Here is a 25,728-nt window from a genome sequence, read left to right as displayed (position 1 = left end):
TTATTGCTGTCTCAAGAATATGTTTTGGTTGACTTCCTTAATTCGTTGTAAGTATAAAAAACCCTTCTGTTTCAGACCATTCTGCGTATAAAATATTGCTCGTGTCGGAACAGCCTTCCTTTTTCAATTGCTCTTGCAGCCAATCGGCCGTTTTTCCGATAAACTTCAGCATGTCCTCTTGTACTCTTCCATTATCTACCAGCAAGATGGATGGCGATTCGTCTTTGACTTCCATCCGGAGCATTCCCGCGGTCGGCGGTTCAGCGGATGAATATTTCTTTACACTGATGGTACCGCTTGTCTCCAAATAGAGATCCCTCACCTCTTTTAATGAAAATATTCCTTTTTGGCGAAGCATTGTACGAAGCTGTTCCATTTCGATATGATTCTTGTTCAATTTTTCAAGATCCAGCTTTCCGTCTTTCATCAGCCTCGTTGAGCTGCCTTTGAAAAGCCTCCTCAGTTTGTCATTTTTTCCGACAAGAATCTCCACTATATAAATTAACACAGCCCATACGGCAACACCAAACAGCATTTGCCAAATGGATATTTTATGATCGTAAAGGCTTTCCTCAAGCAATGAGCCCAAAATAAGTGCATATACAAAATCAAATGGGGTGAACTGCCCCAGCTCTTTCTTTCCGAGCAGCCGTGTAACAGCAAGCAAAGCCCCAAGGCCCAATGCCAATTTGATGACAGTATCAAGATAGAGCATTTGAAACCTCCTCCAATTATTCTTTTTTATACCACAAAAAACGCTTGCTAAGCATTTGGCATGCGGCATTATAAGTTTTCTGCGGAAGGGAATACTATTCAATAATCAAAAGGAGGTCTGTTCTATGACAAATCATGATCATGTAAAACTGACCGCAAGTGAATTGTCCACATTTTTCATATCGTATTTGCGGGACACGATGGAAGTGTGTGTACTGTCCTATTTCCGTGAGCATGTGGAGGACCCGGATATTAAAGAAGCTGTTGAATACGCATTGCAGCTGTCGGAAATGCATGTTGACATGGATAGGAACTTATTTGACAAAGAGGGGCTTCCTACTCCGGCAGGGTTTATAGAGCAGGACGTTAATGTGAAAGCTCCAAGGCTGTTTAGTGATGAATTGATTCTCCAGTACGTGGCGAATTTAGGGATAGTGGGAATGAGCGCCTACAGCGTTTCCGTTGCGAATTCAGCCCGTCCGGATGTGCGAAAACATTTTACTTCGTGCCTTGAATCGGCAGCTGAGCTATATAACCGTTCGGCAAATATCTTGCAGGAAAAAGGATTATTCATCCGTTCCCCTTTTATTCCATATCCGGAAATCACCGAATTTGTTAAAAAGCAGCATTTTTTATCAGGGTGGGTGGGTAAACAAAGACCTTTGACGAGCACAGAGATCTCATTTTTATATATGAATTTATTGCGAAACAACCTTGGAGGGGCTTTATTAACAGGCTTTGCGCAAGTTGCAGAGTCAAAAGAAGTCCGTAAATTCATGGTGAGGGGATCAGAGATTGCCAAGCATCATGAGACTGTATTTAATAAGTTTTTATCTGAAAGCAACATTTCCACTCCGCTTCCATGGGTTTTAACTGTAACAGAGTCAAGGACTCCCGTGTTTTCCGATAAATTATTGATGTTCCATACAAACTCCTTAAATATTGCCAGTATCGGATTTTATGGCCAAAGCATGGCAGCCAGCCCGCGGAGAGATATAGGTACAGCCTACAGCCGTTTAATGATTGAAATTGGCGAATATATAACGGAAGGAACGCAAATCACGATTTCCAATGGATGGCTTGAAAAACCGCCTTCGGCTCCTGACAGGCGAGATTTGACGAAGGGTTAAAAGATGTGAATTCGAAGGAAAAGTTATTTTGGAGTATTGCATTCCCCGGATTTGGACAATTTTTAAATGGTAAATATATTAAAGGAATAGTATTGCTTATATTGGAATTCTTGGTGAATATGCGGTCCAACTTTAATTCGATTATTATTTTCAGTTTTCATGGCGAGATCGGCAAAGCCATCGATCAGGCCGATTTCCAATGGCTGATGTTTTACCCTTGTATTTATTTTTTCTCGATATGGGATGCTTATAAGGATGCAGGAGGCGGAAAAGAACCCTATTCTTTTCTCCCGTTTGCCTTCACAGCCTATTTCGTGACTTTGGGGGTCATTTTTTCAACCAAAATAAGATTTTTCGGTGTCCTGCTGGGTCCAATCTGGCTTCCGATGATCAGTGTCATTCCCGGGGTGTTGACAGGATTTTTATTGAAAAAAATCCTGGCTGCAAAGTGAAAACGGCAGAAGATGATCTGCCGTTTATTCATTCCTTTCCTGCTTTCTTTTTTTTATAAAGGGAGATAATGGGCTGCAATAAAATAATGGAAGGGAGCAGGGTGTAAAGTACTTTTTCCGAAACGGTCATGACATGAAAAGGCCGGACCCAGTCACGGATGGCTTCCTTAAAACCAAAGCCGACAAGCAGGTCGGCGCTTATGGATAGTACCATCATCATTACCATCATTAATAAAAAAATAATGATTATTTTCAAAACCTGCCTCATCCCTTCCTGCACATTTTCTTCCCTTGGGGATCATGGTTATAAAAGTGCTTTATTTTGGGTAAAACGGTGAGTGAGTTCACCTTTAGGATTCACTAAACAGGAGTGATCCATCCATGGAACAGGCCAAGATCAGTTCTTACCAATTGTTTGTCCTATTACTTTTGTTTCAGCTTGGAAGTGCTTTGTTGTTCCCGCTTGGAATCGATGCAAATCAGGACGCATGGCTCGCTATACTTATCGCAACCTTGGGCGGGTTTTTAATCTTTTTCATTTATTACGGCCTTTTTTTGATTTATCCTGATGTCCTGCCGACGACATATGTCCAGGATATCATTGGGAAGTTTTTTGGAAGAATTTGCTCTACTCTATTTATGGTTTACTTTACATATTTCGCTGCCAGAATACTCAGGGATTTTGGTGAGATGCTCGCAGTGATTGGGTATCCAAGCACACCATTAGTCATCAACCACCTATTATTGATCTTCGTTGTGGCCTATTCCGTCCGCAAAGGCATCGAAGTCCTGGCAAGGACCGGGGAAATCCTGTTTGTATTGATTTATTTAATGGCACTCGCAGGATTTTCATTGATTGTTTTTTCCAGTTTAATTGATTTGGATCGATTAAAGCCGTTTCTTGAAGACGGTATTTGGCCGGTTATAAAAGTGGCTTTGACACAGATAATCTTTTTTCCGTTTGGGGAATTGTTTGTTTTCTCCATGATTTTCCCTTATATTGCCGATCGGAAAAAGGTGAAATTTTCAAGCTTATTTGCCCTGGGTTTAAGTGGCGTTAACTTGGCCATTAGTACGGCTATAAACATTAGTGTCCTCGGAGCCTTTGAGGTTAAAAGATCGCAATTCCCCCTCCTTGGCACCATCCAATCCATTGAAATTGCTGATTTTTTGGAGCGGCTTGATATTTTTTTTATGCTTGCATTAATCATTCTGGGATTTTTTAAGCTCAGCATGTATTTTTATGCGATTACGATCGGAATGGCTGACATATGGAATGTAAAAGAACCAACGAAGCTTGTTTCTCCAATTGGATTTGTCGTTTTGCTTTTCTCGATAGCGATTGCCAGTAACATGGAAGAACATGTGGAAGAGGGGGTTAAGGCTATTTCTATTAATTTACAGCTCCCCTTTCAAATTATTATTCCTTTAATACTTTTGATTATCGCGTTTTTTAAAAATAGAAAAAAATAACTCCGAGCCATCATTCGGAGTTATTTTTCATTTGGTACAGGTAAGGGTTGTTTTTCAAACCAGTACGCATGATGGAAGCATCAACGGATATTTTTACTTTTAATTCCGGGAAATGCTCTTCGTTCCAATTTTTTTGTAGGCGATCCCATGCCTGCGGGTGATTGCGGTATATGTTTTCTCCGAAACCGAAAATATCCGACTGGTTTGATTGTGCATGTTTGATCGATGCGTGTACTTGCTGTTTAATTTTCTTTTCCACCTTTTTGTCAATTTCATTTCTTACATATCTATCTTTCAGGTTGATGGGAACATCCACCTCCCCGATATTTCCTTTTACCCGAATCAGGATGGACAGGACAGGCTCGCCCTTGGAGACATCGGAGGTAACTTTTGTTTTTTCCCTTATGACCTGATAGGATATCACGTCTTTTTTATCTCCCCAATCGACCGGTACGTTCGTCTCCTTTATTTTATCCAGCGTCCATACAATACCTCTTGCTTTCCTTTTATCCACCCAATCAATCATATTGTCTCCTTTGAAAATGGCCAGGCCGTCGGCCGAAAGTTCAGCTTTTGGTTCAGTGTTGTCCAGGTTGCCGATGTTTTTGCCTTCTTTTAAATTCCCCTTTACTTTAAAGACCGGTATAATGGCTTCCTTTCCGGGAACGGTAAGGCTTTCCAGTACTTCCCGAATATTGACCGTCACGTGGCCCCCCATAGTTTTTCAGAAAAATCCAGTGCTTTCATTATTTTATTGGCAGGAATTTTATCGATAGGAGTAGTAATTTTTAAAATATCTTCTGCCTTTGTTTCATGGGCAATCACGACCTTGGCGGTGTTCCGGAATTGGATATCCCTGTCAAGGGCATCAAGTACTCTGTATAGGCCTTCCTCTTTCGCCAGCTTATCTTCAATCACCACCAGGTTGGCGTGTGAATAATACAATATTCTTGACAGTTTACTGGATGCCTGCCGGGTTACTTCATAAATATTTTTTCCGGTTGCCTTATAAACAGTGACAGCCGGGCCTTGCCCCATTGACCCTCCCTCCACTCCCCCGGCCACATTGCCCGGATTTACAATTTGAAATGTGCCGACAAGCTTTCCGTCTTCACCTTTGTCAAAACCTACCGCCATGACAAAGGCCAAATCTGTTAATTCGTTATTGCTCCAGCAGCCTGAGAGTATAAACATATGAATGGAAAGGAAAAGGCTGAACCATATTTTACGTCTCATTGGCACCACCTTGTCCTTTTTGGCGTATGGTCATTTCCCGGCTACCGGGAGGCTTCGGTTTATGCATATGTTCCCCATGGATTTGTTCGCCTTCCATAATAAGGTTTGCCCTTTTCCTTGTTGTCCATAAAGGTACGCGGATCATTGTATCTCCTAAATTACCGATTGATAATGGGGCAAGCGGGGACGTGTACGGGACGCCGAATGACCGGAGACTGCATAAATGGACAGTGAGGAAGATGATTCCCAATATGACTCCGTACATCCCGAAAGTGGCAGCAATCACCATGAACAAGAACCTGATTAAACGGGCGGAAATGGCTATTGCAAAGGATGGGGTGGCGAAGTTTGCGATAGCTGTGATTGAAACGATGATGACCATCGCAGGGGAAACAATCCCTGCCTGCACTGCCGCCTGGCCGATGACAAGCGCTCCCACAATAGAAATGGCCGATCCCACGGCTCTCGGCATTCTCACACCCGCTTCCCGTAAAATTTCAAATGTGATTTCCATCATAATTGCCTCCACAAAAGCCGGAAACGGCACCGACTCCCGCTGCGCTGCAATGCTGATTGCCAGCTCGGTTGGTATCATTTCCTGATGGAATGTTGTCCCTGCAATGTAAATGGAGGGGGCAAAGATTGAAATGAAAAATATTAATATCCGCAGGAAGCGAAGGGCGGTAGATATATCAAAGCGCGCGTAATAGTCTTCAACGGACTGGAAAAATTGGATGAAGACTGCTGGAGCAATAAGGACAAATGGTGTTCCATCGACAAAGATCGCTATTCTGCCTTCAAGTATATTTCCTGCGACTGCATCCGGCCTTTCAGTATGATACAAGGTGGGAAAGGTTGTCCATGTCTGGTCCTCAATCAATTGCTCGATATAACCGGATTCAAGGATGGTGTCTATATCAATACTATTTAATCTGCTGCGGACCTCATCCACAATTTTATCGTTCACGACACCTTTTAAGTACATGATGGTCACGTTGGTTTTCGTCTTTTGGCCGATTTTCATTGACTCCGTCCATAAATTCGGGTTCCGTATCCGTCGTCTGACAAGGGCAAGATTTGTTTGGATTGACTCATTAAAGCCGTCCCTCGGTCCCCGGACTGTCACTTGGCTTTCCGGCTGTTCTACGGAACGATGTTCCCCGCCGTGTGTATTTGCTGAAATCGCCTGATTTGTCCCATCGGTAAGAATAATAGTGTTGCCATCCATTAATTCCTGAAAAAAGCCATTCCATTCATGAATGGTTTTTAGGCTTCCCAATGCGACCCCTTCGTCTGCCAGCTGCTGCAGAAGTTCCTCAGGCGCCCCTTCATATTGATGCGGGTTCGCCATGAACGATTCAAAAATAAAATCATTGATAGCTGCTTCATCAACAATCCCATCGACATAAACAATCGCAAAATTGGCAACAGGGGATTCTTCTGTCTTTAACGTCCTTATAATGATGTCCGGACTGTTTCCCGTTTGTTGTTTAATGAATGCCAGGTTCTCCGGCAGAGAAGGGGATAGGAAATCGGGCTCCTTAATATTTTTTTCGCTTTTCCCAAACAACTTTTTCTTTGTTCGTTTAAAAAGTGAAGACATCCATTTTTACCTCTTTTTCGTTGTTATGTGTCTAGCTCCAGCGCCTATCGACTAGCAGACTTCGCACCTCCTCCTACGATAAGTCAACATCGGCTCGTTCCTCGCCGTGTTTCCTTTATCTCGTCGGAGGCACTCCAGTCTGTACGTCGATGGGCAAGGCGCTTCCGCTTTTCTTATTATTTTCCTTTTCCGCCCAGGGGCTGAAAGGTATATGGTATTCCGATCATTCTTGCCGTCAGCTCATCGTAGGAAGTAAGATCTTTTCTTGAAAGCTCCTTCAATGAGCGTTTTCCCATTGCCCTCAAAGCCGTTTTCATCTCTTCGATGCTGGCGTTTAGAAACTTTTCCGCCGATTTCGCCCCGTCTTCCACCTTAAATTGATGACTGTATTTCCCTTCATTCCAAACGACCTGCGTCGGCGGTTCGAAAGGGAGGGCTTTGGTTACCTGGCTGTGGGCCGTTGCGAACAGTATGGCCGATCCCACATAAACGGCATCAGCTCCAAGGGCCAGAACTTTTAAAAAATGGCCGGGGATTACCAGTCCGCCTGAGACAACCAGGCTGACCCGGTCTTTCACTTTCCTCCTTTTTAAATGGTTCGAAGCCCGGACCACCGCATGTAATGTAGGTATTCCGAAATCATCGGACAAAACCGGGGCACCTGCGTGAGTGGCCGCCTGTCCGCCGTCCACTGCGATATAATCGACACCCATTTCCAGAAGGTGATCGATATCTTCTTCAATTTTTCCGCCGGCTCCCATTTTGGCCCCGATCGGAACGCCGCCTGACTGGTCACGGAGTTCATCAACCAATTCCTTTAAATCCTTCAATGTCTGGTTTTCAAAAAAATGTTCGTGGATGATGGCATCTTCATCTTTTTTCAGGCCCATCACTTCACGGGCCCGGCCAGTCAGGTTTTTGGGTGAAATCTTTGCACCCATTCCAAGCTTCGCACCTTGTCCGAGCTTGATTTCAATCATGTCTGCACGCTTAATGAATTTTTCATCCTTTCCCCATTCCGTCTTTGAAAACTGCAAAATGTATTTTCCGGCCGCATCCAGCTCTTCCTGCATAATGCCTCCTTCACCGGAATTGACAGCTGTACCGGTCTTGTTCGCGGCTTGTGCAAAAGCTAATCTGACTTCCGCGCTGACTCCGACCCCGTAGGCCATTCCACTGATCATGAGCGGAATATCTATTTTCATCGGTTTTTTTGCTTTGGGCCCGATCGTGACACTGACGTCCACCTCGTCCTCGCTGGAAACAGCAAACGGAGAAGTCTGTGCAGGGATAAAGGTTATCGGATCCAAATGGGGCCAATTCTTTGAAGAGCCGAGCGGGCGGTGAAGAAGATCACCGCTTTCGGTGCGAAGATTGTTTTCGAGTGCATTTTGAATCCCCATATGCTTGAAGCCTGGCATCATCTCGATGATATTTTCCTGATAACTGTCGGTAAAAATGATTTTTCCCGTCTGTTTCACAATCATTTTCATGATCGGGCGCCAGCTGAATATCACAATCAAAAATACGACAAATAAAAAAACAACGATTCCAAATGTAATATAGGACAATATATCTGCCATGCTCTTGTCCTCCAATCTCATATGGCTTGATTCTATTGTTTCTCAGATGGAAAAAACTATGTCACGCCTTTGAAAAATAGTGATGAAGCATAGAAAACAAGTAAAAAGCGCAAATTAACCCTGAAAGGAAAGGAGATGAGACCGTGGATATATACAATAAATCGGCACACCGTCCGCTGCCCTTGCCTCCAAATAATTGGATCATGCGGCAGACATGGCGGGATGTATTATTTCTCCATTGGCCCATTCAGCCGGAGCAGCTCCGTCCCTTTATTCCTTCATTGCTGGAAATTGATACATATGACGGGGCAGCATGGATCGGAATCGTGGCGTTCAGAATGGAGGGAATCTATTTCCGCGGACTGTCTTTCTTTTCTGTGGTTGCTCCTTTTTCCGAAGTGAATGTTCGTACTTATGTAAAATATAAGGGCAAACCCGGCGTATTTTTCATTTCTCTCGATGTGAACGACTGGGCTTCTTTGAATATTGCAAAAAGATGGTACCGCCTCCCATATCATTCGGCGGACATCTCCATAAGACGGAAAGGGAGTACCATCTCTTACGAATCGGTGCGAAAAAATCGGCCGGTCCGGTTTGAAGGATGCTGTACACCGAAACAGGAGGATTTTTTTGCGGCCAATGGCACCCTTGAGCATTTTCTTACAGAAAAATATTGCTTTTACACAGCCGGCAACAAAGCAGATGTTTTTCATGGTGACATTCATCACCCTCCATGGCCGCTGCAAAGAGCGGAGTTCCAAACTGAAAGGAACACACTCTTTTCGCCATTAAACCTAGATATTTCCGGAGAGGCCCCGATTGTCCATTTTTCCAAAGGGGCCGATTCGCTGATGTGGAATGTAAAGAAATTAAAAAAACTTTAGGCCCGGTACTTTTTCGAAAGTGGGGAGTATTTTTCGGAAACATTTCCGGCTGGCCAAATCCAATAAAATAAGCGAAGGGGCATGCTCTTTGCATGTTGCCCTTCACCAGTTCTGCCGGCCGGGGCATGATAGAGAATTGTGCAAACATAATGGCGCTCCCCTATTCAATCGTCCCGGTACTCATAATTTTTGCATCAACGGAGACGTCAAAAGTCAAGTCAGGGTATAAATTTTTCCATTCTTCAATCCTTTTTCCATTGCTTAATCTTGTCGCTTTATACCTTAAACCAAAGCCTAAAGGATCGACATCCTTATCCTGAAAGAGTGTCAAAAGCTTCAAGGCTTCTTTTTTCGTGTGTTTGGCTGCCCGGCGGCTGTATTTGTTTAAATCCTTAGGTGACATATCGAACTTTGATTCTTCAATAATGCCGCCGACTAAAATATCCATTTTCAGGACGGGTTTTTTACCGGAAGTGATAATCTTATATTTTACCTTTGCACTATCAACGGAAAAGGTGAATTCCTTCTGCCCTTTGCCCACTTTAATGTCCATTTTATCTATATTATTGGCCAATAAATTATAATATTTTGTTTGCATAGAGGAGAGCTGTAATGTCTTAGTATTTTTGACTCCTGAAAAAACCACTGATTGATTAACCATCAGCTTATGCTTGTCCCCTTTTGTCTGAATGATGGGAAGAATCGGATCAAACCCGCTTTCAACTATTCTTCTTCTTGCATCAAACAGAAAGCTTGAGACAATATAGGGACTTTCAACGCCATTGTCGGAAAAAAAGTTGCTGAGTGCAAATGTTCCGGACATTTCCGTTTTGGGATGAACTTTCAATACTTTTTCAGCGGAGGGTTTCCCAACAGCTACCCATGAAATCATTTGGATATCCCTCCTTCTGAAAAAAAAGTCCAAGACATCATGCAGACTGTGTTCCAAAACACTATCTCCCAATACAATCACTTTTGCATGGCCAAAATCCAGTTCCTTATCTGTATGGCTTTTCAGAAAGCGGATGGCTTCTGACAGACTGGAACCTTGTTTTGAAATATAAGCGTATTTGGTTCCTGATTCCTTTAAGGCACCCGATGGAACAGCTATTTTTAAAATCACCTTATATGGCTCTTTCTCATTGTCCGAATGGTCTATGCCTATGGCCTGCACGAAAATCCGCTTATCAATATCTTTGAACCCGCAGCTTGAAAGGAAAAGACAGGCGGCAAGCCCAAGGAATATCTTGAAAATTTGTCGTTTCACGCCTTTGCCCTCCTTTTTATGAACCAACAGACTAAAAGGAAAATGACAATTTGGAAGGGTACAGCATTGAAGAAATAGCTTGAATACAATAACAGCTTATACTCGGAAAGGGCTGTGATAAGCTTTAGTGTGATGATCCAGAAGACGGCCAAGTAAAGATAAGGCGTCAAGTTCATTTTTTTCCATTGAAACCGCTTGAACCAAATGAAATCCTTACATGTTTCAATGGCTACATGCCAATGAATCAGCATACTTAAGAAAGAAATGGCCAGAAAGAACGGCATGAACAGATAAAGGAGCCGCTCAATAAGGCCATATTTCATCCGAAGTGTATCACTCGTAGTAATAGCAGGATAGACAAGATGGTCTATATGATTGAAGCCATTTAAGCCGATCGGGATGAAATAGGCGGCAGACAACACGGAAATGCCGGCCACTCCAATCAAAAGCAATTGCTTCCAGGTCAGACGGCGCTTTTTTTGAGTAAAGGCACGATTGAAAATGATGATATTCATCACTCCGACATAAACAAAGGAGGAGGCAGAAAAAGCACTGTAATTGGGAAGGTGATTCGTATGCATAATCGCTTCCCTCACAAAGTCCCATTCAAATTGATCACTGAAAAAAGGTTTTATCATCATGTAAATAATGACGGGTATTGTAATAAAGAGAATATTTTCTACGGTGTTCAGAACGGTTTTTGTATTCATCAAAATCCCGAAAGAAACAAAAATTAAAATGCTGGAGGCAATCCATAACAATGACATATCCGGTGTCAGATATCGTTTAAGCATAAAAGAATAAGTGATTAAAGTAATGAGACCGCCTACAAACCAAAAGGCTATGATGAATGTCAAAAACGGATAGTAAAACCAGGAAGGGGCATATTCCTTCAATAATTCAGGAAAGCCTTTTTCCGGGAACTTGTTGAAAAACTTTACAAATGAGTAAACGATAATAAAACCGAAAATGACTGACAGAAGCATGGAGGGGATCGCACCGTTTAACCGTTCGTTCAGAAGGATTTTCGGTACTGCCGATATCATGTTTGCAGTCATATTGACAAACAAAAGGTAATACATAAAGCGGTTCATGATTGGCTCCCCTTAATCTCTTGATTCCTTCCTTTATAGAAAAATTTCAAGTAAGGCTCCCCAAAGCTGCTTTTATTCGTCAAATACATGATCAGGCCAAGAATACCCAGCATTAATCCGGCCATGCCCGATACAGTGGCAAAGAATAAAATGACATATCTGAAGACCCTGATGGCCAGCCCCATCTCATTGATGGGAATGACAAAGGTGGAAATGGCCACCGCAGAGATGATTATAACCATCACATTGGACGTTAGGGCCGCTTCTGTTGCAGCAGTGCCCAAAATGAGTCCCCCGACTGTAGTGGCTGTTGCACTCACTATTTTTGGCAGCCGGATACTTGCCTCTGTCAGCAATTCCATGACAATCAACATGATCAGGACCTCAATGAATGAGGGGTAAGGCACTCCAATCCGGCTGCCTGCTATAGATAGAGCCAACTCCGCGCGAAAAACATCCGGATTATAGGAAGTGACCGCCACGTATAATCCCGGCAAAATTAAACAGTTGAAAAAACCAATATATCGAAGCATAACTGAAAACCTGGACACCCAATAAGTGTGGTAGCTGTCTTCGGCGGCTGTCATGAAATCAAAAAATATAGCGGGAGCCATGATAACATTGGAGTCCCCATCAAGAAGGAGGAGCACCTTTCCTCCTGCCAGATTGTAAACCATCCGATCCGTTCTTTCCGTCATCATCATGCTTGGAAATAATGAAAATCTTTTGTTGTTAATCAGAAATAATAATTCGGAACTGGATTGGACGATATCCCTGTCAAGGGCATTGATTCTTTTTTTTACCTTTTCCAGCGCCTCTTTTTTTACATCGTCCCGATCATATAGGATCGCCAATGACTGATTGGATTTTTTTCCGATTGTTATCATTTCAATCGTAAGAGAAGGCTGGTGATATCGCTGCCGAATAAGGTTGATATTGGTCATCAGACTCTCGCTTAAAGCAAGCTGGGGCCCTTGAATGCTAGGCTCCACATTGCTTTCCAGGACCATATCATTGCTCACCAAATTAAAGTCAAACAAAAGAAGGGAATCATTGACATGAATTAAAAGACTGCCTTTCGTCAGCTCCAGCAAAATTTGCTCCTTTGATTCAATGTCGATCTGATTTGGAAGAGACGTCAAGTAAGCTTCCACATCATTCATGGAAGACAGTTCAAAAAAAGGCCTGATGATGCCTTCCTGTAAACGCTGGCCGTCAACGACCGTTTTAATATATATAAGCTTAATATGTTTTTTATCGGTGTGAAGCGGTTGATGTACAAAATCAAAGGAACCCTTCAATTCCTCCTCAATCCAGCTGATCGTTTCAGAAGGAGTGTACATGATCGGGATTTTTTTGCGCATATGTATGAATCTCCTTTTGGGGGCCTGTCCCCCACCACATTAAAGTGTTAAAGCGAGCTATGCTTTATGCTGAAAACATACTGGTATTATCTTGTCACGAATGGGTTTGTAATATGCAGAAGGAAGGCATGATATTCGGAGACACAATCTATAAATACTCTTTTGGAGCTGTCTAAAAAGCCCCCTAAAATAAATCAAGCGGAGAAAAACGAATCTTTTCCTCTGCATGATGGATTCTTCAATTAAAGGGATAGAGGACCCTGATCCGGGCGCTCGCACAGGAGGCTTACCGGCGAACGCGGTCACTGTTCGGAGTCTCCAGTGCCCGCGCAAGAGACTAATCGTCGACCACGGTCACTTTACTATTCGCTCCGTTAATAGCCGTTCCGGCTTGACCGTTTCGATCGGTCAAAACGGGGACATTTTGACATTGCACCGGCGGGAATTTTTTATTTCTTTTTTTCTGAATAAGAAAGCATAAGATTTTTTAGCTTTAAAATTTTGAACAAAGCCTTTTGTTGTCTAGCTCCAGCGCCTATCGACTAGCAGACTTCGCACCTCCTCCTACGATAAGTCAACATCGGCTCGTTCCTCGCCGTGTTGTCTGGCTGCGAGTGCCATCGGCTCGAGGTCATAAGCCAATCGCTGCTGAAGGCAAACTACGCCTTCTTCAGCGCTCGTCTTATGCTTGTCGCCGATAAGCAGGCACTCTCGCACTTCCTTATCCTTTATCTCGTCGGAGGCACTCCAGTCTGTACGTCGATGGGCAAGGCGCTTGCGCTTTTCTTATCGTCATTATTCATCTAATACTCATAATCAAAATGAAGCTTTGTATAATTCTCTAGGATATCGGGATAGCATAGCGGACAGTATTTTTTGCGGGGACGATTCCAATCACTCGGCAGCAGCGATAGTTGATTTCTCCAAAAGAAATTTTCACAACATGCACATTCTTCCTTGTTCATAAAAGAAGGCAACCCCTTTTTCAAATATTTTCATTTCCTTTTCATCTTATGCTCCGCTATTGCCCAAAGGGTGGGCGTTTGCCCTAAAACAATCTTGCTTTGGACGGTTTCCATTTAATATAACCAGCCGTCTCGTGATTTTTCGATCCAATTAAACCGGTAAAAATTCAATTGACAGTGCATACACACTAGTCTATAATTTTTTTCAAAATCAATAACTTCAGACTATTTTTAAAAGGGGGGGAGTGAACCATTTATCAAAGGGGAGTTTCAAAAAAATGGGGGTTTTACATAATGAGATTTAAAAAGAGTGTCCTTTCACTGTTAGGGGCTGCATTCATCCTTGGGGCATGTAGCAGCAATTCCTCCGCGCCCGAATCGGAGCCGGCGGACGAAGGTGAAAAGGAAAGCAAGGAGACATATACGATCGGCGTTACCCAGCTTATGGAACATCCGGCATTGAACCAGGCAACTGAAGGGTTCAAGAAGGCGATTGAGGAAGCGGGGCTTAACGTTGAGTATGACATGCAAAATGCCCAAGGCGACAACAGTGCCAATGACACGATTGCTTCCAACTTTGTCGGCCAAAATGTGGACCTTATTTTTGCCAACTCAACACCGAGTGCCCAGGCAGCATTGAGTAAAACAACGGAAATTCCGATAGTTTTTACATCTGTTGTTGACCCGGTCGGTGCGGAATTGATCGATTCCATGGAAAAACCCGGTGGTAATGTCACCGGGACAAGCCACCATCATCCGGAATCAATTCCGAAAGCCCTGGAGTATTTGAAAAATGAATTGGAAGCCAAGAAAGTCGGAACCGTCTATAATGCGGGAGAGCAAAATTCGCGCGCCCAAATCGATAAAATCAAAAAACAGATGGATGAATATGGATTGGAATTGGTCGAAGCGACAGTTTCCACAAGTGCGGATGTAAAGCAGGCGACAGAATCAATCGCCGATCAGGTCGATGCTTTTTATTGCATTACGGACAACACCGTAGTATCTGCATTTGAGTCAGTTGCCGACGTTACGACTACCGCAAAGGTGCCACTGCTGGCGGCCGATCTTGATTCCGTTCCAAGAGGCGCCTTCGCTGCATTTGGAGTAGACTTCTTTGAAGTCGGCCACGGAGCAGGTGAAATGGCAGTGAAAATTTTAAAAGAGGAAGCCAAGCCTGCCGACATTCCTGCGGAGCCGCCGAAAACATTGAAGTTTATGGTGAACAAGGAAGTGGCTGATACGATCGGAGTGAAAATCAAGCCGGAATGGGATGCCGAAGTTTACGAAAAGTAATAGAAAAGATCTCCTTTTTTAGGGAGATCTTTTTGCTTATACCAGGGGCTGGCTTATAAAATTGTGGATTTGGCGCATATCCCGGGTCCCGGCACATATCCCTATTTCTCGGCTCATAATTTCCGGTTTAGGTACATATCCCAGTTTCTGGGCTCATAATTTGCAGTTTTGGCGCATATCCCCGGCTACCCGGCGCATATTCCAAAGCTATAGGCAAGATGCTTACCTTTTTTTTCTGAAAAACTCCCGGACCAAAAAGGCGGACTGGGGGAAGTGCAAGCCCAACTGCCAGGCGCCTATCCCTCTTATCTTGTAATCTACGGCCAATTGAAATTTTGCTGCCCGTGCCCGCACATCCTCAAACCAGACGACGTGCCTTCTTCCATTTTCATCCCAATATGTGTAATGGGGCTGCTGATATTCTGTGGAATATTGGATCGGCACTTGGTACCTCATTGCTGTCGCATATGCATTGGAAACGGAAAATGCACTGGCGCTTGCAACTGAGCCATTTGACATCGTCCAATTATATCCGTAGCGGGGGACGCCCAACACAATTTTATTCCTTCCCATCTTTGTGAGGGCATAGTCCAGTGTTTTTCTCACTTCTGTGATGGGGGCTACCGGACCGGGATCGCTTCCGGCCTCATGCCAGTCATACGCCATGATAAAGACGAAGTCGACCGCAGCTGCAATACCGCCGTAATCAAATCCTCTCAGCCACGGGATGTTGTCGGAAGTCTTTGCAGGAACAGCCGCGGAGATACTGAACCCCTCCGGTTTCAGGCGGTCCCTGAGGGCTGCCAGGAATCCGCTGTACAAATCCCGTTCACTCTCGAGGACCTGCTCAAAATCCACATTGACACCAGCGTAATTTTTACTCTTGACCAAATTATAAATATTATTGATTACTCTCTGCCGGAGTGTAGGGTTATTTAAAATTCTTTTAGTCAATTGCGGGCTAAACCCGGTTTCTGTCAAATTGGTGATAACCGCAATCGGGTTGGAACCATTCTCTCTGATGAGGGAAATGAGCTGACGGTCATCCAAAGCACTTAAACTTCCATCTTCTAAAACATGATATTCAAACACACCGAAATTCGTAATGATCGGTGCAAAGGTTTGTACGTTAATCCGGTTTTGCGCGGGCGTAGCAGGGGTTAAATAACTGAGCCCTTCCTCCGTATATTTTTCTCTCGGCGGCAAATAAAGCTCCATTCCCACGGTTAATTCATCGGATTGAAGTCCATTGTACAGGCGAATCGTTTCCGCCGGAATGAAAGTCATCTGGGCAATGGAAAAAAGCGAATCGCCAGGCTGCACAATATATACATTCGAAGGGACAAGCAAATCCTGGCCGGGAACGAGCCGGTCCGTTCTCAAACCGTTAGTGATGCGAAGGCTGTCCATCGAAATCCGGTACTTGGCCGCGATTGAAAACAGAGAATCCCCCAGTTTCACAACATAAATAAACATACGGCACCCCGTTTCATTTTCAGCAGATGGTCTTTTAAAAATATATATGAAGAGACGGCTGCTCATATGTATGGGAAGGGAAGGAACATGTCTGAATGATTTGGTCTGCGAAGAAGGAGGTGTGGTCTAAGGTAGATGGAATATGATCGGGGCGGGGAGGAAATGATCCGAGGTTGATGGAGTATGATTCGAGGTTGCAAGAATATGATCCAAGATGAAATATGAACCGGGTTGGTAAGGTTATGATCCAAAGGATGCTTAATATAAGCCGAAAGCCAGGAATATGATCCGAAGACTCTTTAAATGAAATGAAGCCAATAGAGGGCTTCATTTCATTTAATCCTTTTTATCGCCTGCACGTATCGTTCATACCACTTTTTCCATTCTTCTGTACGGTCGATTGCACGGCCATCCAGCAATGCGCCTATCACATCCAGGCATACATGCCATCCGGCAAGATCCTTGGGTGTGTGATCCGTTATGTTGTTGATTTTTTCAACCAAGATTAAATCACAGCCATCAGCAAGAGGATGCAGTTCAAAGCGGACACTGTCTTCCCACCATGCAAATTCCAAAACGGAAAACTTCCCAAACTCCGTAATCTCAAGTTTCTCAAAGGTGCCGTTCCCCATATCAAATTGCATGAAGCCGCCTTCCCGAAGGTCGCCAACCTGCAGTTCTGGAAACCATTGGGCGAGTTTTTCATTTTCCGTCAACCAGGACCATGCTTCTTCGACGGAATGATTCAAGTGACGTTCAAATCTGGCAATGCAGGTTTCCCCCGTTTGCTTAATGTGTGCTATCACCATCGTGCCTCCAATCGCAGTGTTTAAAATTCTTTCATTATCACAGCATTTCCAATGCTTCTATATCTATAATCCTCATCTTTCTCTGGCCAGTCTGCTCAATCCAGCCGTTTTCCTGGAACTCTGCCAGCTTCCGGCTCACGGTTTCCGGTGTCGTGCCCAAATAAGAGGCAATGTCTTTTTTTGGCATGGGCAGGGTGATGGAGGAGGAATCGTGGTCGGTGGCAAGCTCCACAAGATAGGCAGCGATCCGTTTTTCGGTATCTTCCGAAGTCGACAACTCTTCCGTCCACCGCCACTTTTTCTCCGGACTGGATAAAGACGCGGTCGCCTTCTTTCACTTCATCCACAGGGATGGTGACCTTTTCGCCGTTGCGGAGAACGGTGGCTTCCATAGGAGCCATGTCGATAAGGGATTTAAGGGAAGACCTCGTTTTTTCCAAAGTGCGGGCTTCCAGATAAGCTCCGAATAAAAATAGGAAAGACACCACGGCAGACTCTACATATTCGCCGATAAAAAGCGCGCCGATAATAGCAATGGATACGAGCAGCTCAATGCTGAAAGCTTTCATGCGCAATGACTGAACCGCTTTGATTACGATGGGATAGCCGGCTATCACGGTGGCAAGGATCAATAAATAGCTCTTGTATCCCTCGAACCCTGTCAAATGGAGAAGAAGAGCTGCCGCGAGCAGCGATCCGGTGACCGCTGCGATGCGGGCTTTTGTTTGTCCGGTCATGATTCTCCCTCCTCAGGCGATTTTTTTGGATAAAACTGGATACCCAAGTTTTGTAATGATTCCTTGCAGTTTGTCTGCTGAAACGACAGCTTCATCGTAAACCACCTTGACTTTGCTGGAATGGAACAACACTTTTGCTTCCTGGACGCCTTTTTGTCTGTTGAGTGCTCCCTCGATTTTTTTAATGCAGGACGGGCAAGTGAGAGCATCCATTTGAAATTTGACAGTTTTCATTTAAAATCCCTCCTTGTTTTTGTTGTTGATATCTCTTTCTATCCTTATCTTAAGGCCTTTTGGCTATTGGCTCCTTGACGGGGGTCAAGTTTGGAAAAGAATTTGGGGGCCTGTCCCCCAGCACTTTAACGCGTTACCCCGGCGGGGGACAGGCCCCCTATATGGAAAGATGTGAATTTCACCTGTTCCTTCAACAAATTATTATTGGTTAAGGCAAAGGGAGAGGAGAAGGAAAATGAATAAAGAGACGTGCAGTTTATTTCGTTGCGCGTTTTTTTTTACTGAGTAAGAAAGTATAAGATGTTTTAGCTTTAAAATTTTGAACAAAGCCATTTGTTGTCTAGCTCCAGCGCCTATCGACTAGCAGACTTCGCACCTCCTCCTACGATAAGTCAACATCGGCTCGTTCCTCGCCGTGTTTCCTTTATCTCGTCGGAGGTACTCCAGTCTGTACGTCGATGGGCAAGGCGCTTGCGCTTTTCTTAATTGACATAAATTTGTATCCGTTATAATATTTATTTATTAATAAATAAAAAGGATGATCACATGGCAAAAGAAGATAAAAAAGAACTGATCATAGAAAATGCCGTAGGAATTTTTGCAGAGATGGGCTACTATAAAGCGACTACCGCAATGGTGGCAAAGGCAACCGGCGTAACACAGCCGTATGTGTTCCATTTTTTCCAAAATAAAGAGGAGCTGTTCAAAACGGTGATTGACCGTGCGTTCAGCCGGCTTTATGATACATTTGCCGAAGTGGCAGCACCTGCCGATCAGTTGATTGAAGCGATGGGCTGCGCTTTCTCGGAAACTATCGGGACTCACCGGGATGAGGTATTGCTGATCATGCAGGCTCACTCGATTCCAGAAGAAGGGATCAGGGAGCATGTCCGCAAATTGCACCAAACCATGCTTGATGCATTGACGCAAAAATTTGAGAGAGCAGGAATTCCTGAGGCCAAAAAGACAGCGGCACATTTTATTGGCACAGGCTTGCTGATCACGGTTGCGGAAGTATTGGATTTACCGGAACTCATTAAGTAAAAAAAGAAAGTGATGAAGCTTTCTTTTTTTGAAATAATATTTATTGATTGATAAATAAGAAGAAAGGGTGAAAACTAATGTTCAATGGAGAAAAAGGGCTTGTCATCGCTGGGTTGATAGGTTTTTTGCTCGCGGCACTAACTGGTTCGGCCATTCTCATACGTGGGCCTATTGTTTTGCCTGAAGGTGATCTGGGGAATGCATTTTCGTTTAACGCTGCTATCGGTATTTTTATTCTTTCGATTGCTGCGGTTCTGCCGTTGGCCGGGTTCAGTCACAGGAAAAGGAGGACGGTCCGGTGGCTGTTCATCTTCTCATCTCTGTATGCTTATGCTATCGAAACGATTCAGCATTTCCGCGGTTTGAATCCCCGGTTTTCACGTGAGGGGGGCGCGGTTGATGCAATTGCCGGAATGGCCTTTGGCGTTGTTTCATTATTGCTCGTAACCTTGTGTGTATTGCTTTTGATTCAATTTTTCAAAGTTTCGCATAGGCCGCTTCTCATACTCGGCATCCGTTATGCATTTTTATCTGTATTTGCTGCCAATCTCGCAGGTGTAGGCATGGTCCTGCTGCAAAGCCGATTCGTTGGAGGTGCAGGAAACCTGATCGTGCTGCACGGGATGGGATTCCATGCCTTGCAAACATTGATTGTGTCCGTCTGGCTTTTGGAAAAAGTTAAAGGAAGGGATCCATTGAAAAAAAGACTCATTCATTATGGAAGTGCAGCCTGGATGGCGGCCATTTTACTGATAGGGGTTCAAACGGTTCTGGGCCGATCTGTATTTGAACTTTCCTTGCTGCCGATCCTTGCAGGCCTCCTGATCATCGTTTGGCTTGCAACCGTATGTGCTGCATTTGTTCTTTTTTTAAATGCAGGGAAAGACCCGCGAGCTGATGCAACTAAAGTTATGGAAAAACCGGTTACATGAAAAAAGCCGGGGAGGAGGCCTCCAGACGGCTACATTTTTCTAATAATGAAATTATCCTCAAGCAGCAGCCAATTTTGCGGAAACGGATAGCCGAGGACCCAATAGCTTATTCCGCGTAATCCGTACTCTTTTACTAAATCGAACTTTGCCTGGGCGCTGCGGGCATCCTCGAACCAGACTTCGTGGCGGCGTCCCTGTTCGTCCGTATACCGGAAAAACGGGGATTGCGCCCTTTCGTTATATTGGATGGCGGCACCGTACCGCAATGCCCGGCGGACGGCTTCCTGCATATCAAACGTTTCGGCTTCCTGTCCCTGAACATGGGGAAGCAGCCAGTCGCGGGCGTACACCTGGAACCCCATCATGATTTTATTCCTTGGAATGACAGTAACGGCGTAATCAATGACCCTCCGGATTTGGTTGAGCGGAGAAATTGCCTGCGGCGGTCCAAGGCGGTATCCCCACTCGTAGGTCATCAACACGACAAAATCAACCATTCGGCCGTGCGCTTCATAATCGTGCGCTTCATATAAAAGTCCTTTCTGTTCACTGCTTGTTTTAGGGGCCAAGGCTGTTGATACAAAATATCCGAGCGGATGCAAGCGGTCGACCGCACGTTGAAGAAATTGGTTATACAATTCCCGGTCCGTCTGCCGTACATTCTCAAAATCGACGTTCAATAAGCGGTAGCCTTTTTCATTCATGATATTGATGATATTTGTCAGCATCCGTTCTTGTAGGGCAGGATTTGAAAGAATCGTATGAGCCAGCGTTGTTCCGGGGTTTTGGGCTGTAAAATTTGTGATACACATCATCGGAACGACATGTCTTTCAATCGCTGCTTGAATGATGGGTGTATCGTTGATTGATCCGAGGGTTCCGTCCGCCTTCATGATATAGGCGAAAGGAGATGCGTACGTAAGGTGCCGCCCCACTTCCCGGACTTCCCTGGCGCCGGTCCCGCCCATATTGATGGTATAGGCATTCACATCAATGACAGGCTTTGGAAAAGGAATCGTCAGCTCAGCACCTGTTTGAATGAGATTCGGATTTTGAATCCTATTCAATTTTACAATTTCCTGTACAGTCGTTCCGTATCGCTGGGCAATTTGCCAGAGAGTTTCACCTGATTGAACAGTATGGATACGGGCAGGGATAACCAGGACAGTACCAATCTTAAGCATATTCGGGTTTGCCAGTTGATTTACCCGCACAAGGGCATCCAGCGAGACACCATACCTTTGGGCAATCTGCCAAAGCGTCTCCCCGCTCCGGACGACATGCTGACGGGCCGCAATCGGAACAACAAGGGCCTGGCCGACAGTGAGGCGGTTAGGGTCAGGCAATTCATTTGCCGCTGCAATTTGAGAAACATTGCTGCCATAGCGGCGGGCGATCCCAGATAGCGTCTCCCCGCTGCTGACAACATGAATAATCATAAACATCCTCTCCTAAACAAGTCATATGATAAATGTATGCGGAAAGAGCGGCGGCAAGAATAAAAGATAAGGGGCCAGGTCCTCGGGCCTGACCCCTCACACTATTTGATATTGATGTAAATTATCAAAATCACCGCAGCCAAGACAACCCTGTAAATTGCAAAAGGCATCAATTTGATTTTGCTGATCAATGCCAGGAAGAAACGGATGGACAGCCACGCAAAAACAAAGGCGCTGATAAAACCGACAACAAAAAATGGAATGACGTCCACGGTGAGAACATCCATTTTTTTATATAAAGAGACGGCGCTCGCCCCGAACATGATCGGCACAGCCATAATAAAGGTGAAATCTGCCGCGGCACGGTACCTCAATCCGAGCAGCACCCCGCCTGAAATCGTGGCGCCCGATCGGGAGAAGCCCGGCCATAAGGCGATGCATTGAAAAAGGCCGATCAAAAAAGCCTGCTTGATTGAAATGTCATCAAGGCTTGTTCTTTCCGTCGCCGAAGAAGAGGATCTTGCTTTCCAATCGGCTGCCGCCATTAAAATCGCTCCGGCCACGAGACTGATTAGAACTGTCTCCACTGAAAATAGGTATGTATCGATAAAATCTTCCAATGTAAATCCCAATATGGCGGCTGGAATCAAGCCGACGATTACGTGCGTCAAACGAAGACGGGAATGTCCCTCTTCCGGTGCGGGTGAATTCGCAGTCCTGATTCCGACCAAGCTCAAAATCCTCGGCCAAAAAACGATGGCCGCCGCCAAAACGGAGCCTAACTGGATGACCACTTTGAACGTATTGGCCACTTCCTGTGACTTCAGCAGCTCTTCCGATTTTAATAAAATATCATCAACAATAATCATATGGCCTGTCGACGAAACAGGCGCAAACTCTGTCATGCCTTCAACAAAACCCAATATTAGTGCAACAATGAATTCCCAGATGCTCATTTCTATTATTTCCTCACTTTCAAATCACTGGCCTCATTTTACATGTAAAAGTCGAAAAAGAAAACAGGAGATTTCCGAATGCGGTCTTCAAGACTTGTCCACTCTTACTATTAGACGCTTTTTTTTTCGCCATTCCTACGCGGCTGTCGAAAATCATGCCTGCATTAAATATATGAACTTAAGAAAACGTATAGTATAATATTTTATAAAAGTGTGTTCGGCCAAAAGGCGGACAGGCAAACTTAATTCTTGGGAGGTGTGCGCCTTTTTTTGAAAGGCGAACCATTTGGACGTTGTCAGTTTACTCTTAATCGTATTATTGATCGCATTGACTGCTTTTTTCGTAGCAGCTGAATTTGCTATTGTAAAAGTCAGAAGTACCCGCGTTGACCAGTTGATCGAGGAAGGAAAACCTGCTGCCAAGGCGGTAAAGCATGTCATCACACATATGGATGAATATTTATCGGCGTGCCAGCTCGGGATTACGATCACAGCCCTGGGAATAGGGTGGCTGGGTGAGCCTGCCGTCAAATCGCTGTTCGATCCTTTGTTTGCAAAAATGGAGCTCGGACCGGCTGTCACCCATATACTTTCAATCACAATCGCTTTTCTGATCATCACCTTTTTACATGTTGTCGTCGGTGAACTGGCCCCTAAGACAGTGGCTATTCAAAAAGCGGAAGAAATTTCCTTAATGACTGCAAAGCCGCTGATCTGGTTTTACCGGATTGCTTTCCCGTTCATCTGGGTGCTGAACGGTTCTGCCCGCTTGATGGTGAAAATTTTTGGCCTTCATTCGGTATCAGAGCATGAAGTTTCCCATTCAGAAGAAGAGCTCAGAATTATACTTTCTGAAAGTTTTAAAAGCGGAGAGATCAATCAGACAGAGCTGACATATGTGACCAATATTTTTAAATTTGATAACAGAGTTGCAAAAGAAATTATGGTTCCCCGTACGGAAATGGTTACATTTTCAACTGATGAAGAGATTGACGATTGGGTGGATGTGATCCAGGATGTGAAATTCACCCGATATCCCGTACATGAAGGCGATAAAGACAATATTATCGGGTTGATTAATATAAAAGATATCTTATTGGAGCAAATCAAAAACAGGGATTCGGACAGCGAACTGGAGATATCAGCATTTATCAAGCCGGTCATCCATGTAATTGAAACGATTCCAATCCGCGACCTGCTGCTGAAAATGCAGAAGGAGCATACACATATGGCTATCCTCCTCGACGAATACGGCGGCACATCGGGCCTTGTCACTGTTGAGGATATTGTGGAAGAGATTGTTGGGGAGATCAGGGACGAGTTTGATGCGGATGAGGTGGAAGATATCACGAGGGTAGGAGAAGACCACTTTATTTTCAGCGGAAAAGTACTGATACCGGACGTCAACGACCTGCTTGGAACGCAACTTTCCGACGAAGACGTCGACACCCTTGGCGGGTGGATTTTATCGAAAAAATTTGATGTGCTGGAAGGGGAAACCCTCCATTCCGATGGCTTTGCTTTCAAAGTCACTGAATCGGACGGACACCAAATCCACTTCGTCGAGGTGTTCAAAGAAATCATAGACGAAGCGACTGCAGAAGCCAACGAAAAAGAGTTAAATCACGAAGAAGCATGACGAAAAAAAGCGCTGTTGAGGGCGCTTTTTTGTGCTTTAAGAGGGGGGGCTTTTTTTGTTTTTTGGGGACAGTCCCTCTTAACGTAGATTGTGGGCAAATTGTATGACGGGTCCCAAACAGAATTTAATTATCGGATTATTGAAATCACAATTTGAACGAATAATTTTCATGTGTTAAAATAAAAATAACAAATATGTCAACTTAACATATAAGTTAATAAAAGGGGATGGACGGCGAAAATGGACTTTAATCATTTTGGTTTATTAGCCCCCGGTGATCATGAATATACCATTGATCAGTTAAAGGAATCGTTTTTGGTGAATGGACCAAAAGATGAAAAGCTTTGGGATAAGGAATGGAGACTTTTTTTAGTTGAAAATTTATCACTGATGGTAAATCAGCTTTGGAAAGTAGGCATTACTGAAATTTATATCGATGGATCTTTTGTAGAAGATAAAGCACACCCAAATGATATTGATGGCTATTTTGAATGTGATGTCCGGGATTTGCCCACACTAGTAAGAGAATTGAATATTCTTGAACCGGATAAAATTTGGACTTGGGATAACAAAAGCAGAAGGCCATACAAAGGCTTCACAAAAAAACAATTGCCGATGTGGCATAAATACCGCGTAGAGCTATATCCGCATTACGGTCAATTTTCCGGAATTCAGGATCAATATGGACATGATTTGTTATTCCCATCCGCTTTTAGGCAGACAAGAGATACATTTAGACCAAAAGGCATCGTGAAAATAATAGATAGTTAAGCGGCTTATTAAGATCCCTATTAAATAACCTTTTAAAAACATAAAGGTGCGTGATTTTTACATGATTAAAACAGAGAGTGCTTATAAGCAAGCTGTTGAGAAACTTAAACAGGACAAAATATTTATTAAGGAAAAAAGAGAGAAATTATTAGAAATGGGCCTAGAGGAAGATCATATTGAGCTAGCCATGCAGCCATATATTACTTTTCATGAGCAACTGAAAGAAGAGGTTGAATATTACGAGCAGATTAAGCGCGGGGAGTTCGGACCTGTATTTAATCTCCAAACGATAGGTAAAACGCTTATAGCCTATAGAATTTACATTGGTATGTCACAACAGGAATTAGCAGAAAAATTAGGAGTCTCACCATCCCAAGTTTCTCGGGACGAAAAAAATGAGTATTTTGGTGCAACAATCGAACGCATTCAAAGTGTCATGGATGCGATGGGCATGATTTCAGTAACTAAAATTGAAACAAATACAATTGTTTCAGCATAGTAATACTTATAATTAACGGAAAAAATACCTGGCGCCTAGATCCAGGTATTTTTACTTTTAAGGCAGGCCCCCGCCGAACAAATTAAATAGGCAAATCAGGCTATTTGTATTTCGCAAGTGAAAAGTGAACC

General features: G+C 44.0%; 26 protein-coding genes and 1 pseudogene. 10 read left to right on the top strand and 17 right to left on the bottom strand.

Going from position 1 to position 25,728, the window contains the following annotated elements:
• Window positions 1-37: 37 nt before the first annotated feature.
• The gene (locus D4N35_RS14525; protein ID WP_120074952.1) at window positions 38-715 is read right to left on the bottom strand and encodes a DUF421 domain-containing protein; all 678 of its coding nucleotides are present in this window, start codon (window positions 713-715) and stop codon (window positions 38-40) included.
• Window positions 716-839: 124 nt separating this feature from the next.
• Between D4N35_RS14525 and D4N35_RS14520 the strand changes: the two genes are divergently transcribed.
• Together D4N35_RS14520 and D4N35_RS14515 are read left to right on the top strand one after the other, a co-directional pair.
• Entirely contained in the window at window positions 840-1,844 is a 1,005-nt protein-coding gene (locus D4N35_RS14520; RefSeq protein WP_120074950.1) for a DUF3231 family protein, read from the top strand.
• A 5-nt stretch (window positions 1,845-1,849) separates the two neighbouring features.
• Window positions 1,850-2,296 (top strand): hypothetical protein, encoded by a 447-nt coding sequence (locus D4N35_RS14515; RefSeq protein ID WP_120074948.1) that lies wholly within the window; start codon window positions 1,850-1,852, stop codon window positions 2,294-2,296.
• A gap of 28 nt (window positions 2,297-2,324) precedes the next feature.
• Here the strand turns inward: D4N35_RS14515 and D4N35_RS14510 are convergent, their stop codons facing one another.
• The gene (locus tag D4N35_RS14510) at window positions 2,325-2,552 is read right to left on the bottom strand and encodes a YczF family membrane protein (RefSeq protein ID WP_128205416.1); all 228 of its coding nucleotides are present in this window, start codon (window positions 2,550-2,552) and stop codon (window positions 2,325-2,327) included.
• Between the two features lie 125 nt (window positions 2,553-2,677).
• On the opposite strand from D4N35_RS14510, the gene D4N35_RS14505 reads away from it, so the two are divergent.
• Complete coding sequence (locus tag D4N35_RS14505; protein ID WP_120074943.1) at window positions 2,678-3,769, top strand: GerAB/ArcD/ProY family transporter; 1,092 nt, start codon at window positions 2,678-2,680, stop codon at window positions 3,767-3,769.
• Between the two features lie 10 nt (window positions 3,770-3,779).
• Here the strand turns inward: D4N35_RS14505 and D4N35_RS18460 are convergent, their stop codons facing one another.
• From D4N35_RS18460 to D4N35_RS14490, 4 genes are all read right to left on the bottom strand, one after another.
• Window positions 3,780-4,475, bottom strand: a complete 696-nt coding sequence (locus D4N35_RS18460) for a Ger(x)C family spore germination protein (protein ID WP_235870400.1) — start codon at window positions 4,473-4,475, stop codon at window positions 3,780-3,782.
• A complete protein-coding gene (locus D4N35_RS18455; protein ID WP_235870399.1) occupies window positions 4,472-5,005 on the bottom strand; it encodes a Ger(x)C family spore germination protein in 534 nt (177 codons plus the stop codon). The genes D4N35_RS18460 and D4N35_RS18455 overlap by 4 nt, the downstream gene beginning before the upstream one ends.
• A complete protein-coding gene (locus D4N35_RS14495) occupies window positions 4,995-6,608 on the bottom strand; it encodes a spore germination protein (protein ID WP_120074941.1) in 1,614 nt (537 codons plus the stop codon). The genes D4N35_RS18455 and D4N35_RS14495 overlap by 11 nt, the downstream gene beginning before the upstream one ends.
• Before the next feature lie 176 nt (window positions 6,609-6,784).
• Window positions 6,785-8,191 carry an FMN-binding glutamate synthase family protein gene (locus D4N35_RS14490; protein WP_120074939.1) on the bottom strand — a complete coding sequence of 469 codons (1,407 nt, stop codon included), beginning with the start codon at window positions 8,189-8,191 and terminating at the stop codon, window positions 6,785-6,787.
• 143 nt (window positions 8,192-8,334) lie between these two features.
• Between D4N35_RS14490 and D4N35_RS14485 the strand changes: the two genes are divergently transcribed.
• A complete protein-coding gene (locus D4N35_RS14485; RefSeq protein ID WP_120074937.1) occupies window positions 8,335-9,075 on the top strand; it encodes a YqjF family protein in 741 nt (246 codons plus the stop codon).
• A gap of 160 nt (window positions 9,076-9,235) precedes the next feature.
• Here D4N35_RS14485 and D4N35_RS14480 read toward each other — a convergent pair whose 3' ends face one another.
• The 4 genes from D4N35_RS14480 to D4N35_RS18195 all read right to left on the bottom strand — a co-directional run bounded on the left by D4N35_RS14480 (window position 9,236) and on the right by D4N35_RS18195 (window position 13,517).
• Window positions 9,236-10,342 (bottom strand): Ger(x)C family spore germination protein, encoded by a 1,107-nt coding sequence (locus tag D4N35_RS14480; protein ID WP_164876390.1) that lies wholly within the window; start codon window positions 10,340-10,342, stop codon window positions 9,236-9,238.
• The gene (locus tag D4N35_RS14475) at window positions 10,339-11,436 is read right to left on the bottom strand and encodes a GerAB/ArcD/ProY family transporter (RefSeq protein WP_120074933.1); all 1,098 of its coding nucleotides are present in this window, start codon (window positions 11,434-11,436) and stop codon (window positions 10,339-10,341) included. Before D4N35_RS14475 ends, D4N35_RS14480 begins: the two co-directional genes overlap by 4 nt.
• Window positions 11,433-12,800 (bottom strand): spore germination protein, encoded by a 1,368-nt coding sequence (locus D4N35_RS14470; RefSeq protein WP_120074931.1) that lies wholly within the window; start codon window positions 12,798-12,800, stop codon window positions 11,433-11,435. Before D4N35_RS14470 ends, D4N35_RS14475 begins: the two co-directional genes overlap by 4 nt.
• A gap of 564 nt (window positions 12,801-13,364) precedes the next feature.
• A complete protein-coding gene (locus tag D4N35_RS18195; RefSeq protein ID WP_164876389.1) occupies window positions 13,365-13,517 on the bottom strand; it encodes a hypothetical protein in 153 nt (50 codons plus the stop codon).
• 542 nt (window positions 13,518-14,059) lie between these two features.
• On the opposite strand from D4N35_RS18195, the gene D4N35_RS14465 reads away from it, so the two are divergent.
• Entirely contained in the window at window positions 14,060-15,061 is a 1,002-nt protein-coding gene (locus D4N35_RS14465; protein WP_120074929.1) for an ABC transporter substrate-binding protein, read from the top strand.
• Window positions 15,062-15,283: 222 nt separating this feature from the next.
• Here D4N35_RS14465 and D4N35_RS14460 read toward each other — a convergent pair whose 3' ends face one another.
• From D4N35_RS14460 to D4N35_RS14440, 5 genes and pseudogenes are all read right to left on the bottom strand, one after another.
• On the bottom strand, window positions 15,284-16,537 hold the full coding sequence (locus tag D4N35_RS14460; RefSeq protein WP_120074927.1) for a glycosyl hydrolase family 18 protein: 1,254 nt from the start codon (window positions 16,535-16,537) through the stop codon (window positions 15,284-15,286).
• A gap of 332 nt (window positions 16,538-16,869) precedes the next feature.
• Window positions 16,870-17,343 (bottom strand): SRPBCC family protein, encoded by a 474-nt coding sequence (locus tag D4N35_RS14455; protein WP_430722767.1) that lies wholly within the window; start codon window positions 17,341-17,343, stop codon window positions 16,870-16,872.
• Window positions 17,344-17,383: 40 nt separating this feature from the next.
• Window positions 17,384-17,578, bottom strand: a complete 195-nt coding sequence (locus D4N35_RS14450) for a helix-turn-helix domain-containing protein (protein WP_235870398.1) — start codon at window positions 17,576-17,578, stop codon at window positions 17,384-17,386.
• Window positions 17,579-17,627: 49 nt separating this feature from the next.
• Window positions 17,628-17,738: pseudogene (locus D4N35_RS18705) on the bottom strand (P-type ATPase actuator domain-containing protein); the annotation flags it as partial.
• A gap of 357 nt (window positions 17,739-18,095) precedes the next feature.
• Entirely contained in the window at window positions 18,096-18,317 is a 222-nt protein-coding gene (locus D4N35_RS14440; RefSeq protein WP_120074921.1) for a heavy-metal-associated domain-containing protein, read from the bottom strand.
• 546 nt (window positions 18,318-18,863) lie between these two features.
• Between D4N35_RS14440 and D4N35_RS14435 the strand changes: the two genes are divergently transcribed.
• Window positions 18,864-19,361 carry a TetR/AcrR family transcriptional regulator gene (locus tag D4N35_RS14435; protein ID WP_120074919.1) on the top strand — a complete coding sequence of 166 codons (498 nt, stop codon included), beginning with the start codon at window positions 18,864-18,866 and terminating at the stop codon, window positions 19,359-19,361.
• A 77-nt stretch (window positions 19,362-19,438) separates the two neighbouring features.
• Window positions 19,439-20,293 carry a hypothetical protein gene (locus D4N35_RS14430; RefSeq protein ID WP_120074916.1) on the top strand — a complete coding sequence of 285 codons (855 nt, stop codon included), beginning with the start codon at window positions 19,439-19,441 and terminating at the stop codon, window positions 20,291-20,293.
• A gap of 29 nt (window positions 20,294-20,322) precedes the next feature.
• On the opposite strand, the gene D4N35_RS14425 is transcribed toward D4N35_RS14430, so the two are convergent.
• Both D4N35_RS14425 and D4N35_RS14420 read right to left on the bottom strand, forming a co-directional pair.
• Window positions 20,323-21,732 (bottom strand): glycoside hydrolase family 18 protein, encoded by a 1,410-nt coding sequence (locus D4N35_RS14425; protein ID WP_120074914.1) that lies wholly within the window; start codon window positions 21,730-21,732, stop codon window positions 20,323-20,325.
• A 101-nt stretch (window positions 21,733-21,833) separates the two neighbouring features.
• The gene (locus tag D4N35_RS14420) at window positions 21,834-22,688 is read right to left on the bottom strand and encodes an undecaprenyl-diphosphate phosphatase (protein WP_120074911.1); all 855 of its coding nucleotides are present in this window, start codon (window positions 22,686-22,688) and stop codon (window positions 21,834-21,836) included.
• 286 nt (window positions 22,689-22,974) lie between these two features.
• Here D4N35_RS14420 and D4N35_RS14415 point away from each other — a divergent pair, with 286 nt between their 5' ends.
• From D4N35_RS14415 to D4N35_RS14405, 3 genes are all read left to right on the top strand, one after another.
• Window positions 22,975-24,327: a hemolysin family protein gene (locus D4N35_RS14415; RefSeq protein ID WP_120074909.1), complete on the top strand. Its 1,353-nt coding sequence runs from the start codon at window positions 22,975-22,977 to the stop codon at window positions 24,325-24,327.
• Between the two features lie 240 nt (window positions 24,328-24,567).
• Window positions 24,568-25,098 carry a DUF6932 family protein gene (locus D4N35_RS14410; RefSeq protein WP_120074906.1) on the top strand — a complete coding sequence of 177 codons (531 nt, stop codon included), beginning with the start codon at window positions 24,568-24,570 and terminating at the stop codon, window positions 25,096-25,098.
• Between the two features lie 61 nt (window positions 25,099-25,159).
• Window positions 25,160-25,597 (top strand): helix-turn-helix domain-containing protein, encoded by a 438-nt coding sequence (locus tag D4N35_RS14405; protein ID WP_120074904.1) that lies wholly within the window; start codon window positions 25,160-25,162, stop codon window positions 25,595-25,597.
• Window positions 25,598-25,728: the final 131 nt, after the last annotated feature.

Origin of the sequence: Siminovitchia fortis, from assembly GCF_003605365.2 — a bacterium.
GTDB classification, from domain to species: Bacteria; Bacillota; Bacilli; order Bacillales; family Bacillaceae_C; genus Siminovitchia; species Siminovitchia fortis.
Note: the sequence above shows the minus strand (reverse complement) of the source record. Positions and strands in the feature narration are given on the sequence as shown.